The 18,800-nt window shown below is 57.7% G+C and carries 15 protein-coding genes; 11 read left to right on the top strand and 4 right to left on the bottom strand.

Features of this window, described 5'->3' with window-relative positions:
- Positions 1 to 7: 7 nt before the first annotated feature.
- Complete coding sequence (gene zwf, locus VFE46_13635) at positions 8 to 1,462, top strand: glucose-6-phosphate dehydrogenase (protein HZZ29035.1); 1,455 nt, start codon at positions 8 to 10, stop codon at positions 1,460 to 1,462.
- Positions 1,463 to 1,541: 79 nt separating this feature from the next.
- Positions 1,542 to 2,609, top strand: coding sequence for a tRNA-dihydrouridine synthase (locus tag VFE46_13630; GenBank protein HZZ29034.1), 1,068 nt, complete (start codon positions 1,542 to 1,544; stop codon positions 2,607 to 2,609).
- A gap of 269 nt (positions 2,610 to 2,878) precedes the next feature.
- On the opposite strand, the gene VFE46_13625 is transcribed toward VFE46_13630, so the two are convergent.
- Together VFE46_13625 and queG are read right to left on the bottom strand one after the other, a co-directional pair.
- Positions 2,879 to 3,130, bottom strand: coding sequence for a hypothetical protein (locus tag VFE46_13625; GenBank protein HZZ29033.1), 252 nt, complete (start codon positions 3,128 to 3,130; stop codon positions 2,879 to 2,881).
- Positions 3,131 to 3,172: 42 nt separating this feature from the next.
- Complete coding sequence (gene queG, locus VFE46_13620; protein HZZ29032.1) at positions 3,173 to 4,315, bottom strand: tRNA epoxyqueuosine(34) reductase QueG; 1,143 nt, start codon at positions 4,313 to 4,315, stop codon at positions 3,173 to 3,175.
- Positions 4,316 to 4,479: 164 nt separating this feature from the next.
- Here queG and VFE46_13615 point away from each other — a divergent pair, with 164 nt between their 5' ends.
- Together VFE46_13615 and VFE46_13610 are read left to right on the top strand one after the other, a co-directional pair.
- Entirely contained in the window at positions 4,480 to 4,932 is a 453-nt protein-coding gene (locus tag VFE46_13615; GenBank protein HZZ29031.1) for a hypothetical protein, read from the top strand.
- Between the two features lie 243 nt (positions 4,933 to 5,175).
- Entirely contained in the window at positions 5,176 to 6,183 is a 1,008-nt protein-coding gene (locus VFE46_13610; protein ID HZZ29030.1) for a hypothetical protein, read from the top strand.
- Here VFE46_13610 and VFE46_13605 read toward each other — a convergent pair.
- On the bottom strand, positions 6,161 to 7,750 hold the full coding sequence (locus VFE46_13605; protein ID HZZ29029.1) for an SBBP repeat-containing protein: 1,590 nt from the start codon (positions 7,748 to 7,750) through the stop codon (positions 6,161 to 6,163). The two genes, VFE46_13610 and VFE46_13605, sit on opposite strands and share 23 nt — an antisense overlap.
- Positions 7,751 to 8,086: 336 nt before the next feature.
- On the opposite strand from VFE46_13605, the gene VFE46_13600 reads away from it, so the two are divergent.
- The 3 genes from VFE46_13600 (at position 8,087) to VFE46_13590 (ending at position 15,411) form a co-directional block, all read left to right on the top strand.
- Positions 8,087 to 10,039, top strand: coding sequence for a preprotein translocase subunit SecA (locus VFE46_13600; GenBank protein HZZ29028.1), 1,953 nt, complete (start codon positions 8,087 to 8,089; stop codon positions 10,037 to 10,039).
- A 288-nt stretch (positions 10,040 to 10,327) separates the two neighbouring features.
- Positions 10,328 to 13,090, top strand: a complete 2,763-nt coding sequence (locus tag VFE46_13595) for a kelch repeat-containing protein (protein ID HZZ29027.1) — start codon at positions 10,328 to 10,330, stop codon at positions 13,088 to 13,090.
- Positions 13,091 to 13,257: 167 nt separating this feature from the next.
- Positions 13,258 to 15,411, top strand: a complete 2,154-nt coding sequence (locus VFE46_13590) for a hypothetical protein (GenBank protein HZZ29026.1) — start codon at positions 13,258 to 13,260, stop codon at positions 15,409 to 15,411.
- A 43-nt stretch (positions 15,412 to 15,454) separates the two neighbouring features.
- Here VFE46_13590 and VFE46_13585 read toward each other — a convergent pair whose 3' ends face one another.
- Positions 15,455 to 15,853: a thioesterase family protein gene (locus VFE46_13585; GenBank protein HZZ29025.1), complete on the bottom strand. Its 399-nt coding sequence runs from the start codon at positions 15,851 to 15,853 to the stop codon at positions 15,455 to 15,457.
- A 90-nt stretch (positions 15,854 to 15,943) separates the two neighbouring features.
- On the opposite strand from VFE46_13585, the gene VFE46_13580 reads away from it, so the two are divergent.
- The 4 genes from VFE46_13580 to VFE46_13565 form a co-directional block, all read left to right on the top strand.
- Positions 15,944 to 16,999 carry a tRNA-dihydrouridine synthase gene (locus VFE46_13580; GenBank protein HZZ29024.1) on the top strand — a complete coding sequence of 352 codons (1,056 nt, stop codon included), beginning with the start codon at positions 15,944 to 15,946 and terminating at the stop codon, positions 16,997 to 16,999.
- A 160-nt stretch (positions 17,000 to 17,159) separates the two neighbouring features.
- Positions 17,160 to 17,795, top strand: a complete 636-nt coding sequence (locus VFE46_13575; protein HZZ29023.1) for a winged helix-turn-helix transcriptional regulator — start codon at positions 17,160 to 17,162, stop codon at positions 17,793 to 17,795.
- A 60-nt stretch (positions 17,796 to 17,855) separates the two neighbouring features.
- Positions 17,856 to 18,479 carry an NADH-quinone oxidoreductase subunit B family protein gene (locus VFE46_13570; protein ID HZZ29022.1) on the top strand — a complete coding sequence of 208 codons (624 nt, stop codon included), beginning with the start codon at positions 17,856 to 17,858 and terminating at the stop codon, positions 18,477 to 18,479.
- Between the two features lie 141 nt (positions 18,480 to 18,620).
- A partial coding sequence (locus VFE46_13565) for an ATP-binding cassette domain-containing protein (protein ID HZZ29021.1) occupies positions 18,621 to 18,800 on the top strand: 180 nt, incomplete at its 3' end.

Raw genomic sequence — 18,800 nt, 5'->3', positions numbered from 1 at the left:
CGCCGCCATGCCCAGCACCATTGTTATTTTCGGCGCCTCGGGCGATCTCACCAGCCGCAAGCTCATTCCGGCGTTGTTTTCGCTGGCCCGAAAGGAGCGGCTTCCGCCAGGCACACGCATTGTCGGAGTTGCGCGGACTAAGTTTTCCCACGACGATTGGCGAAAAGATTTAGCCGCCACGACACAAAAATTCGCCGAGAAAGAGTGGGATGCCGCCGCTTGGCAGCAATTCGCGTCAGCGCTGTTTTATCATCCGGGCGATATTGGTCAGGCTGCCGATTTCACGGCGCTGGCCAAACTGCTCGACGAAATTGAACAGGGTCGCCAAAGCACGCGGCTCTATTATCTTTCGACGGCGCCGCAGCTTTATGAGCAGGCGGTGGCGCAACTCGGCGCGGCCGGTTTGGCTGACGAAGCCCAAGGCCCGCGCCGCGTGATCATCGAAAAACCCTTCGGCACCGATTTGGCTAGCGCCCAGCATTTGAATGCCGCTGTGCACAAAGTATTCGCCGAGCGGCAAGTGTACCGCATCGATCATTATTTGGGCAAAGAAACCGTACAGAACATGTTGGTGCTGCGCTTTGCCAACAGCATATTCGAGCCGGTTTGGAACCGCCGCTACATTGATCACGTGCAAATTACCGCAGCCGAGGAAGTCACGGTGGGCCATCGTGGCGGATATTACGATAAAAGCGGCGTGCTGCGCGACATGTTTCAAAATCATTTGCTGCAATTGCTCGCCATGACGGCGATGGAATGCCCGGCCCATTATCAGGCCGACGCCGTGCGCGACGAAAAAGTAAAAGTGCTAGCCGCCATTCGCCAAATGCAGCCCGACGAAGTGGTGCGAAACACGCTTCGCGGGCAATATCGGGGTTACACCCAAGAAAAAGACGTTCCCGGCGACAGCCAAACGGCCACATTCGCTGTGGCCAAACTGTGTGTGGAAAACTGGCGGTGGCAAGGCGTGCCATTTTATTTGCGCAGCGGCAAAGCAATGTCATGCCGCACGTCGCAAATTGTCATCCAGTTTAACGCCCCGCCGCTGATGTTGTTTCCCGGCGGGCCGCGCGGCATTCAAGGCGGCAATCGGTTAGTGGTTCAGGTGCAGCCGGCTGAAGGGATTCAGCTTTTGTTCCAGACCAAAATACCCGACGCTGGCATGAAATTGCGGCAGACCGATTTAGATTTCAGCTTTCAGCGCGAGTTTCACGGCGTCATGCCCGAGGCTTACGAACGCCTGCTGCTGGATGCGATGCAGGGCGATCCCGGTTTGTTCGCCCGTGCCGATGAAGTGGAAACCGCCTGGGGCGTCATCGACCCCATTCTTAAAACGTGGCAAGAGCGCCACGAGCCAAAGCTGTGCACTTACGAGCCCGGCCTGTGGGGCCCGGAAGAATCGACGCAGTGGATGCAAGCCCAAGGCCGCGAATGGTTCGACACCTGTCCGGTGTTGCACTAAAAGCTAAACGCTGCGCAGAATGTTGTTCATGGCCACCGTCGAATCACGCGCTGCAAGCGAAACTTCCGCCCACTGCCTCGTGTCTTCTGCCCGCTATTTTGCGCCGCTTCGCATTGGCAACATTGACATTGGCTTCCCTGCTGTCCAAGCGGCGCTCTCCGGCTACAGCGACGGAGCGATGCGCGTGATTGCCCGCCGCCTCGGCGCGCCATACACGCTGTGCGAAGTGCTGTTGGATCAATTTGTTGTCACTGCGGGTCGCTCTAAAAAAAGCAACCGCCGCATGCACGTGGGGGACGAAGAACATCCTGTCGGTGGCCAGTTGATGGGCGCGAATCCCGAGGATTTTGCTCCTGCGGCGCAGCGGTTGGTCCAGGCGGGCTTTGACATCATCGATATCAACTTCGGCTGCCCGGTAAAAAAAGTTTTGGGCCGCTGCCGCGGCGGATTTTTGTTGGGGCAGGTCGAAACAGCGCTGGAAATTGTTTCTCGTGTGCGCGAGGCCGTGCCACCGCATGTTCCCGTCACCGTGAAAATGCGCCGCGGCCTGGACGAAAGTGCCGCAAGCCGCGACAAGTTCTTCACGATTTTCGACGGCGCTTTCGCCCGCGGCGTAGCGGCCATCACGGTGCATGGCCGGACGGTGCAGCAGCGGTACATTGGCCCCAGCTCGTGGGATTTCTTGCGCGAAGTGAAGCAACACGCCGGTCAGCGCACGATGCTAGGCAGTGGCGATTTGTTTACTCCGCAAGCATGCTTGGAGATGCTGCATTACACCGGGGTCGACGGCGTCACCGTGGCCCGGGGCGCAATTGGCAATCCGTGGATTTTTTCACAAGTTCGCGCTTTGGCTGCCGGATTGCCGCTGCCCGAACCGCCGACATTGTACGAGCAGCGGCGCATCATCGCGGAACACTATCGGCTGGCGGCGGAAATTTACGGCACCGAAGCCTGTGGCCGGCAAATGCGCAAATTCGGCATCAAGTATTCCCGGCTGCATCCACAGTCGCTGGTGGTGCGCGACGCCTTTATTGCGGTCCGCCGCCCGCACGAATTGCAGAGCGTGCTCGATGCCTATTACGCCGAAGATTTGCCCGGCCGTCATCCGGAAATAGAAGTTGACGAAACCGCCGATTGCGCAATTTGAAAAGCTCTGGCTCGCCGAGCCCGCCTTGATGATAGACGCCAATGACCTGCACGATGCAGTCGGCAGCAGAAATGGTATAGACGATGGCCAGTGGGGGAATCGCTAAGATATAGTCGCCGTAAAAATCCACGCCTGCAGTTTCCGGCATATTGGCTAATAAGATATCGATTTGATCAGCCGCAGCTGAAAGCGAACGGCGATCACTGGAAGCAAGCCAGATGCGCGCCAGTTTTTCTTTAGATCCGTTCGCCAGGTGACGGTATAGCGCATCACTGCTCCGGAGCGAGCGAGCGAAGATGGGCCAGCATCTCGCTGGTAGTCACGCCGGAATCGGTTACCGTCTTGCGGTTCTTAATGTCGTCCGGATCAAAATGTTGCCGAGCTTCTTCAAGCAATTGTTTTTTTACATCAGAGGGCTCGAAATAGCCGATAAGCTTTCCCTGCGAGTCCCGAATTTCAGCTTTTTCAGCAATGCCTGCAAGTGCAGCCTGGACAACTTCATTAGCAGTAATGATGACCATTGAAAATTGACTCGCGTGGCAACTGGAACCGTTGTGGAACTGCTATTCGATTATAGCCGATCTGAGCGCTGCGGCAATTGCGGCCAATACTGTGTCATCTGGTTCCATCTTCCTGCGCCGTTTTAGAACTTCATCTGCGTTGGTCGACTTAAAATTCCCCAGCGCCCAAGCACATGCCGCACGCACCAGCGGCTCGCTGTCATTTAATCCGCGCATTAGTGCACATAAACCAGCCGCGTCGGGATGGTTGCCCAACACCATCGCAGCGTTGCGCAACAGTCCACGGCGCTTAGCCCGCCACAGCGGCGTGTGGCGGAAACGAGCGCGAAACGCCGTGTCATCCAAATCGAACAGGGCAGCCAAGTCGATGGCGTTCATGCCTTCCGTAGGCTGAAACGCTGGCTCGGTGGAGACCGGCGCGCGGTGATTCCATGGGCAAACGTCCTGGCACACGTCGCAGCCGAACAGCCATTGACCCATGCCGCTGCGAAGCTCCTCGGGAATGGATTCCCGCAATTCAATGGTCAAATAACTGATGCAGCGCCGGGCGTCGAGCACGTAAGCATCGACAAACGCACCCGTGGGACAGGCATCTAAGCAAGCCCGGCATGTACCGCAATGATCAGTTTCATGCGGCGTATCGTACTCTAATTCCGCATCCGTCAGCAGCGCAGCCAGAAACAACCAGCTTCCCAATTGCTTGTTCAACAGCAACGTGTTTTTGCCGATCCAACCGAGGCCGGCTAATTGCGCGAATTCCCGTTCCAAAAGCGGCGCGGTATCGACGACGCCGCGCGCATGGACGCCGGGCAAATACGCCTTCAGCCAGTTGGTCAATTCGGTCAGCCGTCCGCGGATGAGATCGTGGTAGTCGGCTCCCCAAGCATAGCGCGATACTCTCCCCTGCCCTAGCTGCACATCGGCTGGTTCGGCGGTGCGATAATTCATCGCCAACATCACAATGCTGCGAGCGCCCTCGAGCACATGTTGGGGGTGGCTGGCCGCTTCTGCCCGATTGGGCAAATAGTGCATTTGCCCTGCATAACCAGCGGCCAGCCAAGCGTGCAAGCGGTCGACTCCCGGCGGAGCAACAGCAGGGCACACGCCGCACAAATCGAAGCCCAAATGTGCCGCTTGCGCTTTAAGTTCAGTAGTAATCGAGCTTTTGGCTGGCAGGTTGGTCATCGTTTTGCGGGTCGCACAAACTCGGTTGGCCAGAATAACCAGCAAATGGTTATCGGCGAACTGTTGTAACCACTTAGATGGCTGTTTAGTGTAGAAGATGGCGTTCCGCGATGCACTGAAATAAGTTTTACACTGTTGTTTTACATTCTGTGAGGGACCTGGCAATGAAACGAATTTTTTCAATGGCCGTGGCCGTGTTCGCGGTGGCAGCGCTGTGCTGCACTTCGCCGGCGTCGGCCCAAAATCCGTATTGCGGCGGAGGTGGATGGGGCGGTTGCGGCGTCAATTTCCCGTGGGGTTTGTACGGTTCCCGCGTGGAAGAAGTGCCGTACTTTTCCATGTTCCCGCCGGTTTATTACAGCCAGCCCGTGCCGCGCAGCTACGGTTGGAGCCCGTTTGCTTATCCGCCGGGAACGATGACGCCGGAAGTCACTGCCGATATGCCGCAGGACCTGATCAATCCGTACGTGCCGCAAAATAAGGAAAGCAAGCCGGCCAAACCTACGTCGGCGCGCACGGCTGCCTATCATGCGAACACGGCGCAATTGTTAATCAATCCGTTTGTGAAATCGGAAGAAATTGCCACCACTGCTAGCACTCGAATTGTCAGCGAGTAATTGTGGCTATTTCTCTTTCGCGGAGAGTAGCGGAAAATGTGTTCGCACTCTCCGTTTTTTTATTGGCCGTAGGCCGCGGTACCGGGGCAAATTCGATCTGGACAAATCAGACGATTTCGTTAATCTACTCGCCCCTATCTCAGGCGTGGCAGCAAGATTTCTTCGGGGCCCAGGGTGGTCGTCAAACAAATTGTCAATGTGCTCGCGCGGGCAACGGTTGTTCGTGTGAAAAGGAGTTCCCCGATGAAGCGGTTCTTGGGCCTATTCGTGGTGATGGCCCTGTGCACCGGATGCCGCAGCGCGCAGCCGGTGAACGATCCGTTTTTGGGACCGACCGTTGTTCCACCGCCGGCCACAGCGACGCCGCCACCAGGCCAGCCATATTATGGCGCGCCGGCGGGAAGTTATAGCGTGCCGCCGGCAACCGCGCCGGTTACTGGTCCGCCGATGACGAGCCCGCCAATGGGCGGACCGGCCCCGGCCAGTGGCGTTCCGACCATGCCGCGCAATTTTTCGCCTGCACCTGCTGGTGGCATGTCTTCGACATTTACGCCGAATGTGTCTGCGGTCTCGCCGCAGCCAACCCCGGCCACGTTGCCGTCCAATCTGGCGGCATCCCCGATTTCTGCCGCCACACGACCGGCATACGGCCCGCCGGGCGGAACTCCGTACCCTGGCTATCCGCGAATGGCTGCCGCGCCACAATACGGCACGCCAACCTTGGCTCCGCCGCCAACGACAGGCACTCCGACTTTAGCCGGGCCGCCGCCAGCCGCCGCGCCGGCAGCATCGTCTGGCAGCGCGGTCACGCCGGCCACGCACTGGGAGCCGGCCGGCAAAAGTGCGGCCACTACGGCTCCGAACTCCAGCAGTTCAAATAGTGCGACCACATTGTCGCCATCGATCGCGCCGCAGAACCCCATTCGAATTGTCGAACCGTCTAGCACAAGTACAGCGACCAATCTTACCGCCGGCAACACAACCCCAGGTTTGTTTAAGCCCAGCGGCTCGATTTCGGCAGTTCCCCAAAGCGGAAGCAATTCTTCCCCCACGTTAAATCAGTGGCAGAACAGCTCAGGGGCAATGGGAACCACATCCAACTCGCCATCGGCCAGCACGCGGATTCTGGATATTTCGGAGCTCCCGCCTGCGACGGCGCCAACATCAACTTTTCCGCCGCCGCCAGTAATCTCGCTGCAGCCTGCAGTCCAATCCAATGGCGCGGCATTTAGTTCTTCGCCGATGCGCTAATTTTCGGCACGCTCAACTTGCGCCTTTTTGCCGCCTCCGCGATTAACAATCCGCCCAGTGCCAACAGCACAAAGCCTGCCGGCTCCGGCACACTTTGCACCGATGCCCCGCCGCTGAGCAAGAAATTTAAGAACCCCTGAAGATCGGCGTTGTTCACCTGATTGTCGCCGTTGAAATCGCCAAGCGAGATTAAATCGGACGCAGAGAGGTCCTTACTGGTCTCGTAATTCGGCAAATTGTTTAAGGCGCTGAGCATGGCGACAATATCTGAGCTATCGACAACGCCATCGCGATTGAAATCGCCTTTAATTACTGGAAGCGAGAATCGAGCCAGCCAGACGTCGTACGAGCCGGCGTTTGGCCCTCCCAGCGAACCGGTTGTGTTGCCGGTGACAAAAACTTCACCAATGCCGTTGACCGATACCGCCGTGGCCATGTCGTCGCCGTCGGTTCCGAATTGCTGAGTCCATAACAATTGGCCGCTGACGTTAAACTCGCTCAGGAATGCGTCATAACCACCGGCGCTTGGGCCGCCGAGAGAACCCTGCGTAGCGCCCACGACGAAAATGTTCCCCCGGGCATCGGTGGCGACTCCGTTGGCAAAATCGTTGCCCGAGGTGCCAAATTGCTTCGTCCATTGCAGCGCGCCGGCCGAGTTGTAGTTGCTGATGAAAGCATCGCTCAATCCGAAGTTTGTTCCGCCGCCGAGCAATCCCGAAGTATTGCCGACCACGTACACACGGCCCGAATGATCTGCCGAAACTCCTTGAGCGATGTCGTTGCCAGTCGAGCCCAATTGCTGCGTCCACTGCACATTTCCACTGGCATCATATTTCGTGAGAAAGGCGTCGTAGCCGCCGGCGTTCGCTCCCCCGAGGGAACCCAGTGTGCTGCCCGTCACATAAACGCTGTTTACTCCGTCGCTGGCCACGCCGTAGGCTTGATCTTGCGTCGGGGTGCCGAACTGGTGCGTCCACAAGGCGTTGCTGCTGGAATTGTATTTTGTCACGAAGGCATCGTAGCCGCCGGCGTTGGCTTCATTGAGCGTCGCAGCTGTGTAACCGGCAACGTAAGCGTTTCCCTGGCCATCGGCGGAAACACCGTACGCATAGGTTGGCGCCGGGCCGATAAACCTTCTCCACTGCTGTGTGCCGTCCGGGGCAAGGTCGAAAAGTTGGCCCCGGTACCCGCCGTTATTGGGTCCGCCTAGCGGCGATTGGGTATAACTACCGACAAACACGTTTCCCAAACCGTCGGCCGATACGCTGGTGCCTACGTCGTTGCCGGGGCTGCCAAATTGGGTCGTTTGCAATGCCGTCCCATGATTGTCGAAGGTTGCAAAATAACCGTCGTATAATCCAGCGTTCAGTGATTCCAGCGAGCCAGCCGTTTCGCCCGTGACGTAAACATTGCCAGTGTTATCGGCCGAGACGCCAAAGGCCTGGTCCCAATCGCTGGTGCCGAATTGTTGCACCCAGTCCAACGAATACGTCGGCAACGTTTGCACGGCGGCCGAGCCGAAATTCGGTGCGGCCAAAAGTGACAAGATGGCAATGAGTCGCAACATCCGCATTTCGAAGTTCTCCGCCGGCGCCCCACTGGGCCACGGGATGCGTCTTGCGCCAGAACCGTTCCATCTCATTTGGCGACAGCTTAAATTCTGCGTGTTTTGCCTCCGCACCCGACCGGCTCGATCAGTTTACCAGTCTAAACGGGTGGATAATGCCGGTCAAACCATTTTTGCGCGGGCGGCAGGGTTTTCGTACGAAAAGCATGCGGACAAATGACGCCGGGTGTCGTAGAATAGCAAAAGGAGCGGTATTTCAACGCACAAGGTGCTGGGCGCGAATCATCGTGCCAATGCCGCTGGTTACGACTTGCTCTATTACCCGCTTGCTTTTCTGTGCCAGTTGCTAGCCAAGAATTGCTCGATCGAGTTACCTCGTGGCCCACGGCCCCGACGAAATGGAAGCTTTCGCACTGGGCACAATTGGTGCCCGAAATTGGCGCGCGGGAAGAGGAGCTGCAACAGCAAACCGACGAAGAGCTTCGCAAGCGCAGCTTGGCACTGAAATATCGGGCCAAGAGCCGGGAATCGTTGAATCAACTGCTGCCGGAGGCCTACGCGCTGGTGCGCGAGGCTGGGCGCCGCAAACTGAATATGCGGCACTTCGATGTGCAAGTTCTGGGGGGCATTGCCCTGCATCATCGGGCCATCGCCGAAATGCAAACCGGCGAAGGCAAAACCTTGACGGCCACCATGCCGCTGTATTTGGCGGCGCTCACCGGGGAAGGGGTCCATTTGGCCACGGTGAACGATTACTTGGCTCAGCGCGATGCCAACTGGATGCGACCCATTTATGAGACCTTGGGCATGACGGTCGGCGTAATCCAATCGCAAATGCCGTCCGATCAGCGCCGTAAGGCTTACGCTTGCGATATTACTTACGGCACGGCGAACGAGTTCGGGTTCGATTTTCTCCGCGATCGGCTGTTGATGCGCCGCACGAGCGAAGGTCAGACCGACATTGTGGCCCAAATGCTGGGCCACGGCTCCGGCGAAAGCGAAAAACCGGTGCAGCGTCCTGCCAGCTTTGTGCTGGTTGATGAAGCCGACAGCATTCTCATCGACGAAGCGCGCACGCCGCTGATCATTAGCGCCTTGCCCAACGAGGCGCAAAAAGCCGAGGCCGAATTGTACAAATGGAGCGCGGCCGCCGCGCCAAGATTGATCGAAGACGAGCATTACGAATTCGATTACGAAAAGCGAACCGCCGAGCTCACGGCCGAAGGTCGCCGCTTTGTTCGCAGCTTGCCGCGCAGCGGTTGGGTAGAGCAGGTCGGCATGTTGTCGCTGTATGACGCCATTGAGCGCAGCGTGCGAGCTGATAAATCGTTCATTCTCGATCGGCACTACGTGGTTCGCGAAGGCGAAATTGTCATTGTCGACGAATTTACAGGCCGCTTGGCCGAAGGACGCAAATGGCGCGACGGCTTGCACCAGGCCATCGAAGCCAAGGAGAATGTCGACGTAACTCTCGCTACTGGCCACGCCGCCCGTGTTACCATTCAAGATTACTTCTTACGGTATCCGCGTTTGGCGGGCATGACCGGCACGGCCGCGACCAGCGCCGGCGAATTGCGGAAGATTTACAAAGTGGGCGTGGTGCAAATTCCGACGCATCGCCCGCCGATTCGCGCTAAACTGCCCGACTGCATTTTCGGCACGGAAGACGATAAGTTTGCCGCGCTGGTGCAAGAAGTGGCGGAAGTGCGTGCCACCGGCCGCCCGGTGCTCATCGGCACGCGCTCTATCGATAAATCGGAAAAACTTTCCGCCTTGCTCACTGCGGCCGATGTGCCGCATCAGGTGCTTAACGCGCGCCAAATTGCCACCGAGGCAAAAATTGTCTCCGAGGCCGGTCAGCCGGGCCGCGTCACCGTTTCCACCAATATGGCTGGCCGCGGCACCGATATTCGCCTGGGAGAAGGCGTGGCCGAGTTGGGCGGCCTGCACGTCATTTGCACCGAGCTGCACGATGCGGCCCGAGTCGACCGCCAGTTGGTTGGCCGCTGCGGTCGGCAGGGTGATCCGGGCTCGTACTGCCAGTATTTAGCGCTGGACGACGATATTCTGCTGTTTGGCCTGGGTCCCAAAAAGGCAAACAAACTGAGCGAGCGCGGCAAGCGATCGCCTGGGCCCTTCGACGAATTGGCGCTGCTATTTCAAAAAGCGCAGCGGCGGATTGAGCGTCGTTATTTCCGCGACCGCAAATCGCTGATGTATCACGAAAAAGAGCGCAAAAAAATCCTAGTGCAGATGGGCCAAGACCCGTATCTTGACTCTCCCTCGTAATCGGCGGCTGCTTGGCCGATCTGAGTTGGAAACCGCGGCCGCACGGGCCGAAGCGGCTGCTTCTCTTGGCAGGCGGTGGATTTGTTCTCGCGAGCCGTCCCAACTCTAGAATCGTGAACGATTTGCTTGAAATCGTGGTTGTGTCTAGCTACCATATTTCTTAATCTGGAAGTGTCTCAAACCTCTTCCCCTTCGCTAGGGTGTCTCGCCGGGAGAGCGTGGGAGTTTCACGTATGGCTTTGCCAGCAGGGCGTTCATCTTTGATGTGCTGCAATTGAGGAACAGGTCATGACCAAGCGTAAGCATGTGCGTCGTTGGGCATCGGAAAATCGTGGCGCCAACTTGCGGCCCCGGCGCACCTATTTCGAATCGCTGGAAGATCGCCGAGTGCTAACGTGGGTTGCAGCGCCGCCGGCCACCATTGCGGTTCCGAAGGTCTTTACGGCCGTGAAGCTGAATGCTTCCAGCAGCGCCACGGGAAACGCTGCTATCTCCAACAGCGAGATCGATTATTACTCTTTCACCGCCGGCATCAGCGGCAATTACGTTGTCTCGGCCACCACGCCCAGCAGTAATTTGAATTCCGTGTTGGGCGTTTTTTCCGCCACGGGAGCCAGGCTCAAGTACATTAATGACATTTCGTCCAGCAATTTTGACAGCCGCTTGGCGATTAGCTTGATCGCCGGCACGCATTATTTCGTTGGAATCACCAACAATTCCGGCTCGCCCCAAGGAAGTTATACGTGGACAATCAACGGTCCTGGAACCGCCTTCCCGGACGATCCGGAAGAAAAGGTCACGGGCGGGTTGCTCAACGGTCAAACCGTCAATTCCACGAACAATAATTCCGTCGTCTTTGGTTTCAGCAACGGCCAGCCGATAATCAATACCGATTTGGCGTACAACCTGGGTATTCTGAACACGGCCAAAACGTTGAGCAATTTAGCGCTTGTAGATGGCGACGACTGGTATAAATTCACCATCACGTCCACCGGCACGGCCACGGAATCGGTTTCCATCGCCTTTCAGCAATTGCAAGGTGATTTGGAACTTGAGCTGTGGAGCTTAGCCGGTTCGGCCATTAGCCCCAGCAAGCCCATCAAGCCCATTGCCACCTCCACGGGCATTGGCAATAGCGAATCGATTCCGCTGCTGGGTTTGGCGGCTGGAACGTATTACGTTCACGTCTACGGTTACTTGGGCACCATCAATCCCAGTTACAACTTGACCGTTACGTTGCCGGTCATTCCCACCTGGCAAAAAATCGCGGCCACAAACGCCAAAACGGGTCCCACCAGTATTCAAGCCATGGTGCTGTTGTCTGATGGCTCCGTGCTGGCGCAAGGAGGCAATGGCGTGGCCAGCACAGCGTGGTACAAGCTCACTCCCGACGCTGCTGGGAATTTTTCCGATGGAACCTGGACCGTGCTTGCGCCTGACCCTGTGGCACGCCTGGGCGCTTCCACCGACGTGCTGCAAAACGGCGACGTGCTAATCTATGGCGGCGCCGATGCCGACATGACCGACCCGGCTGCCACGGAAATTTATGACGCTGTGGCGAACACTTGGACGCAGGTGGGCGATTTTCCAGAAACCTTCATCGGCCAGAACCCGTCCGAAGTGCTGCCCGATGGAACCGTGCTGGCCGGCTCAGCCACAACCAATGCCACCTATTTGTTCGATCCGGCCACCGGCACGTGGAGTCCCACCGCCGGCAGCATGGAATTTACCGGAGCTCCCAGCGCTGGCGGTTCGACCACTTCGCCGGTTTATCCATTCGTGCAAAGCGGCGATTCTTGGATGAAATTGGCCAATGGCGATGTGCTGTCGTACGATGCCGTGGTCGGCGGCTCCGATAACTTCTTGGTCGCAGAAATCTACGATCCGACAACCCAGACGTGGACCGATGCCAGCACGCTCAGCACCATCAAGCCGGCCGCGCCGCTAGCCACGTTCAATCAACTTGGCTTTGTTGGGCCCGCCTTCCTGCTTCCCAATGGGCAAGCCTTTATGTTCGGGGCCGATGGAGCCACCGCCTATTTCGATCCCACGGCCAACAGTGGCGCCGGCGCATGGACTGCCGGTCCCGCCGAGCCCGAACGGCTGATTAATACGATCACCACTCCGTTGGTCGCCACCGGCAATCCTGGCGTTGTCCTGCCCAACGGTGATATTCTGATCACATTGTCTCCCGAGGGGACGGTCAATTACACGTTCGATCCGATGACGTTCGATCTTACGGGAGCAAAATACACGTCTCCCCCGCCAACATTTCTGTACGAACTTAACACCACGACCAAGGTGTTCACGGATGTAACTCCCACGTCGCTGCCCATTGCCAATGCCAACCGCTTCAACATGGTGGATTTGCCCACGGGCCAGGTGCTGATTGGTGGACCGGGCACGTTGCAAATTTATACGCCGACCGTTAGCACCATTCAAAATAGTTTGCGTCCCGTCGTCCAAAGTGTTGTCGATAATATGGACGGCACCTTTACCGTGACCGGTCTGCAATTGACGGGCATGTCCGACGGTTCTTCGTCGGGCGATATTACCGCCAACGCCAGCAATTATCCCATCGTTCGCTTGACGAATGTGGTCACCGGCCTGGTGTATTATGCCCGCAGCTTTAATTGGAGTTCTTCGGGCGTGCAAACCGGCGCAACCACGGAGACGGCCGATTTCACATTGCCTTCGGGAATGCCGGCGGGCACGTACAACCTGGTTGTGGTTGCCAATGGCATCGCTTCCAATCCTTTCGAGTTCGATCAGGCGGTAGCCGTCGCGGTGGTCATCAATCCGCTGGCGCACAGTAACGCATCGAGCGGATCGGTTACGATGATGAATTCCTCTCCAGGCGTTTCCAGCACAATCATTACCGGCACTTTGAACCTCAGTACCGCACCGGTGGGCGCGACGTCTGGCAGCATCACTTTGTCCGGTAGCCTGACGCATACGGTCGCTACGACAAGCACGGCTACTGCTGTTAGTTCTTCTTCTCTGAAGCCGGCATTAATTGATGCGTTAATGCCCCATTGGGGCACGGTTTAGTCGCCAGTTCTATTGTTCAGCGCAGTTGTGTGCGCGGTTCGCCCCAGTGCGCGTCGTGCTAGCACGGGCGACTGCAATTGACCCAGTGGCCCGGGTGTGTCACGCTGTTGGGCCGCGAAATGGATTTCCCGCTGCGGCGGATATTTTGACCATATGAGGTGGTCCCGATGAAGCTTTCATCGTTGGCATGCGTGGCCTGGTTGCTTACCGTTCAAGTTAGCGTGGGGGAAGATCCCGGAAATACCATTCCCTTTCCCCCCGGCTCACGCGTCCCGCAATCGGCATTGAACGCTAGCCCAGCTCCGCTGTGGAATCCCTCCGCAGCGCAAAATGCGGTCCCTGCAGTTCCAAGCACACAAATTCCTGCCGCGCAATCTCCTGGCGCACAGGTTGTCGCACCGCAGGCCCAGAGTAGCATCCCCGCAGCGAATCAGACTTTGCCGGCAGAGGCAAACAGCACCGGTTCCCAGGCGCGACCCTTAGTCTCGGTCATGAAGCGTCGCAGTGCGCCTGCTGCGGCCGCCCCAACGACAAATCCTCCTGCGGTTTCGTCTTCAGGCCCGGTTAGCCCGACTGGTGGTGCGATGGCCGCGACAACGGTTCCGCCGCTATTAAGCGGTTTAACTGCTGCTGCACCTGCCGCCGCTGCGCCAGCCACACTCACCGCTGCGCAAACTGCCGGCGCGCTGCCGCTGAACCCAACGACATCTGTACCGCCAACGAATGTCGGCGCCGTGCCGCCAATGAATGCCGGTGTTACGGCGCCCTCTGGCGTGTTGCCCGCCCAGTATGAGGAATCCATTACCGCGCCGATTGGCATTAACAGCAATTCCGAAATTTCCAGCAGCGAGCCGGAGGCTTTACAAAGGATGGATGCGCCGGTCCAACTCACCGCGCCGCCAAGTCATTCCGTCACAAAAGATGCCATTTCAGCGCCTCCCGCGGAAAGCCTGACGCGCCCTGCACCTCCGACATTGCGCAATCCTTTAATGCCACCGGGCACCCCGCCGGTAATCAATGATTCAGAAGTGATTCCCGCCACGGAAGGCACCATCGATTTAGGGCAACAAGCCGCCGCCCGCGCCGCTGCCGAATTGCTAACCACGTCGCTTGCGCCCAATTCGTCTGGGAGTTTATCCGGCGCCAAAATATCGCTCTCCGCGGCAATTTCCAATTTAGATCAATCGCAATGGTTGGCAGCTGTCAGTGCGTATTGGCGGCTCTCCAGTGCCATCGGCGATTACAACTGGGCCCTGGATGAAACGCAGCGACTGGAAAAAATCGTCCCCAATCGCGGGCCGGTCGAAGAGCCCATTTTAAGCTCTGCCCGTGCCGCCGCCTCGGCTCGAACGCATGAGGCGGAGCTGGCAGTCATTCGCTCGCAAGTAACCCTGACGAGTTTAATTGGTCGCGGGCGCACCCTTTCGAGCTTAACGTATGAAAACGGCCCGGAGGCCGCGGCGACAAAAAATCCCGCTTTGCTGGCGACCGATGAGCCGCTGGTCGGGCCGTATCGGACGTATTTCGATGCGCTCTTTGGCAACCGTCCGGCCGTGGGTCGCACCCGCGAGATCGATGCCGTGCTGCCGGCGCGCGTGAAGATCATCAACGATCGCGCCGCCGCCGTGCAATCGGCCCGCAGCTCGGTGCATTATGCGGAACAAGCCTATGTTCAAAAAGAGGCTGATTTGCGCACCGTGCTAGGCTGCATCGACGATTTGCATAATCAGCGGCGTGAATTTTTGAATGCCGTGCTGCAATACAACCTCGACATTGCCGAGTATGCCGTCAGCGCCGCCAGCGGCGGCACGCCTCCGGAAAAATTCGTGGCCATGCTGATCCACGCCAAGCCGGCAGAGCGATTGACGGCCGTTCCACAGCGGCCGGCTGGCAGCACGTTTGCGCCTAATAATTCGCAGGAGCCCAATGGCATGCTTAGCGTAAAATCGCGGGAGCTTCCGCCGCCACCCGCGCCGGGCAACGGTGGCTGGGTTCCCAGCACGCTGCGGCCAATCGAAAGCGAAGCGCAGGAAGAATTCCATACTTCATCGGCCGCCAGCCGTTCGGTCGTCATGCCGCGCAACAGTGAACTTCGGAGCGGTGAACCACGGAGCATTGAACCACGCAACAACCAGCCGCAGCGAGCCGCTGCACAGCCGGCTGCGCCGAATTCCATGTTGTCCAGCGGCACGTTCTCCGGCAACATAACGACCGCCCCGCCGTACGAAGCAAAACCGTCGGAGCGACCAAATCAGCAGCCCGATCCCTTTGCCGCGCCGCCAGCGGACGAACGCTATGGGCGTTACGGCGAAGGACGGTAATCGTAACCCTCATGTGAACGGCTTGGATCGCCAGCGCCGTGTGCTATGCCGGCGCCTTCCGCTTCACGCGCTTCAAAAATCGTTCCATATCAATGATGGCCCGTACGTGCGTGCCCCGGCTGACCACTTCGGTTTGATCGCGGGCTTCAATGTTCAGCGTGACCATGTTCTTGTCGATGGCGGTAATTTCCGCCGTGGCAATGACGGTGTCGCCGACCGCGGTGGGAGCCAGATGCTTGAACTCGAAGTCGTAACCAACCGAGGCTTCGCCAGCATCCAAATGCGGATAAATAGCTAGCGCCGAGGCTTGTTCCATCAGCCCCAATAAAAACGGCGTGGCAAATACGGGGGGCGCATCGGAAAAAATTGCACTCAGCAACTCCTGGGAAACGACCCGGTGCCGCACTTCTGCTTTCAATCCGGGAACAAGGGACGATTTCATCGCTGGGGCGCTCGCATTCAAAGGATCGAACAACGGCCTTTCGACGGCCAGTCGCCGCATTGTAGGATAACACCCATGCGCATTCCACCGATGACCTTGGCTCCCCCCGCGCCAGACGAATCTTCGATCGCCGCGTTACCGGAAATTCGCCCGCTGCGAATCGGGCCCCTGCTTGTCGAGCCGCCTCTGTTGCAGGCTCCGATGGCCGGCTTTACCAATTATGCCTACCGACAAGTGGTGCGCGAATTTGGCGGCGTTGGCCTGCAGGCGACCGAAATGGTTTCGGCCCGCGCTTTTTCGTGGATGAATCAACAAGAATTGCCCGAGGCCCCCGATCGGTTATGGGGCGTGGCCGAGGAGCCCCGCCCGCTGGCCGTGCAAATGTGGGATAACGATCCAGAAACGTTGGCCGCCGTCGGTCATCGCCTGGCACGCGAATACCAGGTGAGCGTGGTCGATATTAACTTCGGTTGCCCGGTAAAAGACGTCGCCCAGCGCGCTCACAGCGGATCGTATTTGCTGCGCGATCCAGAGCGAGTAGGCCGGATTGTGCAGCGCGTGGTGGAAGCATGCTATCCCACGCCGGTAACCGCCAAAATTCGCTTGGGTTGCACGCGCGATAACATCACAGCCATCGAAATTGCCACGACGATCGAATCGGCCGGCGCCGCGGCACTTACCGTGCATGGCCGCACCGCGCAAGATTTTTTCAAAGGCCATGCCGATTGGGAGCGAATTGCCTCGATCAAGCCGCATCTCAAGCGGATGCCGCTAATTGGCAATGGCGATTTGGATTCACCCCAGGCAGTGCTGCATGCTTTTCAAAACTACGACGTCGATGGCGTGATGATTGCCCGAGCCGCCTTGGGTAAACCGTGGCTGTTTCGGCAATGTGCGGCGGCTTTGCGCGGCGAGCCAATTCCGCCGGACCCAACGCCAGGCGAAGAGCATGCACTGCTGGATCATCATTATCAATTGGTTTGCCAACGGTTCGGCCCCGAGCGTGGCACCGTTTTGATGCGAAAATTCGCCTGCTGCTACGCCCAAGGCCGGCGCGGCGCGCGCGATTTCCGCGCCAGCGTCGCCCGGGTTTCTACCCCGGCGGAATTCCACGCTGCGGTGGAGCTTTATTTCCCGCGGTACTAAACACCCCAGAGAACCCCCATGTTACCGCAGTTTTTTATACGCAACTATTTAGCCAGCCATAGTTTATATTTTCGCATAGATGCTTGTCAAAAATGCCGGATCGGGTAGAATTGGGTAGTTCGCGGATAGCAAAGAATCGCTGTTAAACGAGGATTTTGTCGTGGAAAATCGTGTTTCCAACTCCGATCGTGGCCTAATTAACCTGCTTCAGCAGCAGGGCCCGCTCGGAATTCCCGAAATCATGGCCGCTTTGCACGTCACCGCCACGGCGGTGCGGCAAAGACTTATGCGGCTCATGAATCAAGGTTTGATTCAACGGGAAACGGCCAAGCCGCTCCGGGGTCGACCCAGCCATCGGTATTTGCTCACCGAAAAGGGTCGTCGTCAAACCGCCCACAATTTTCCCGATTTGACGATTGCTTTGTGGCGGGAAGTGCGTGCAGTGAAAGATACCGCCACTCGCCGCGGCTTATTGGAGCGCCTCGCCAAAACCATGGCCGAGATGTATCAGGGTGAGGTTCAGGGAGACAACACGCAGCAGCGAATGCAAAGCATTTCAGCGCTCATGGCCGAGCGCAATTTGCCCTTCGCCGTGGAATTTCCGACCGAGGCGGGCAAATCGAATCCGCTTCCCGTGCTAACGGCCCATGCTTGCCCGTACCCCGAATTGGCCGAGCAAGACCGGGGTATTTGTGCAGTCGAAAAAATGTTGTTTACCGAGTTGTTGGGAGAAAATGTTCGGCTTAGCGATTGTCGCTTGGATGGCGCCACTTGCTGCCGGTTTGAAACAAATTAACGAACGGCTATATTAACGGGCTTATAGTTTCCCGACTATCGTCGCAAGGACCGAATTACGATGACGCAACCTTGGATTGAAGGGCGATTTGAAGAAAACGTGGTCACCACCACGGTGGAGCAGGCCATTAACTGGGCCCGCCAATCCAGCATTTGGCCGCTCACGTTTGGTCTGGCCTGCTGCGCCATAGAAATGATGGCCACCGGCGCCAGCCGGTTCGATATGGATCGCTTCGGCGCCGGCGCTTTTCGCGCCACGCCACGGCAGGCTGATTTGATGATTGTCGCTGGCACGGTCACTTACAAAATGGCCAGCCGTGTGCGCCGCTTGTACAACATGATGCCGGATCCCAAATTCGTCATCGCCATGGGCGCTTGCACCACCGGCGGCGGACCGTACTTCAAATGGGGTTATCACGTCGTGAAAGGAGTCGACCTGGTAGTTCCTGTCGATGTCTACGTTCCCGGTTGCCCTCCTCGGCCGGAAGCACTTTTGGAAGGTTTAATGCGAATTCAAGACAAGATCAAAGGACACAAACTTACGCGGAAGCACGCACCGGAACTCAGCTTTGCCGCCCTGGGCGAAAAGAATGAAGACGAATTGCCCTTGCCGCACCACAGCGGTTACGTCCAAGCCCCGGAAGACATTCCGCCACTATACGATCACCAAAAAATCACCGGATAAAAAACAGAATGACCAATGACGAAATCCCAATGACCAATGGATGTTTGCTGCTGATTTGGTCATTGGTCATTCATTCGAAATTAGTCATTTATCATTAAGACATTCCAACGAACCATGGTCGCCATAACCAAAAAATCCAACATGCCCGAAGCTTTGCGTATTACCGATTTGCACGTATCCGTCGGCGGCAAGCCGATTCTTAAAGGCGTGAACTTGGAAATTCGTCGCGGGGAAGTTCACGCCCTGATGGGACCCAACGGTTCCGGCAAAAGCACGCTGGGTTACGCCATCATGGGTCATCCTGGTTACGAAGTGACCAAT

Source organism: Pirellulales bacterium (assembly GCA_035656635.1).
GTDB lineage: Bacteria > Planctomycetota > Planctomycetia > Pirellulales > JADZDJ01 > DATJYL01.
This window is presented reverse-complemented; position numbering and strand designations above follow the sequence as displayed.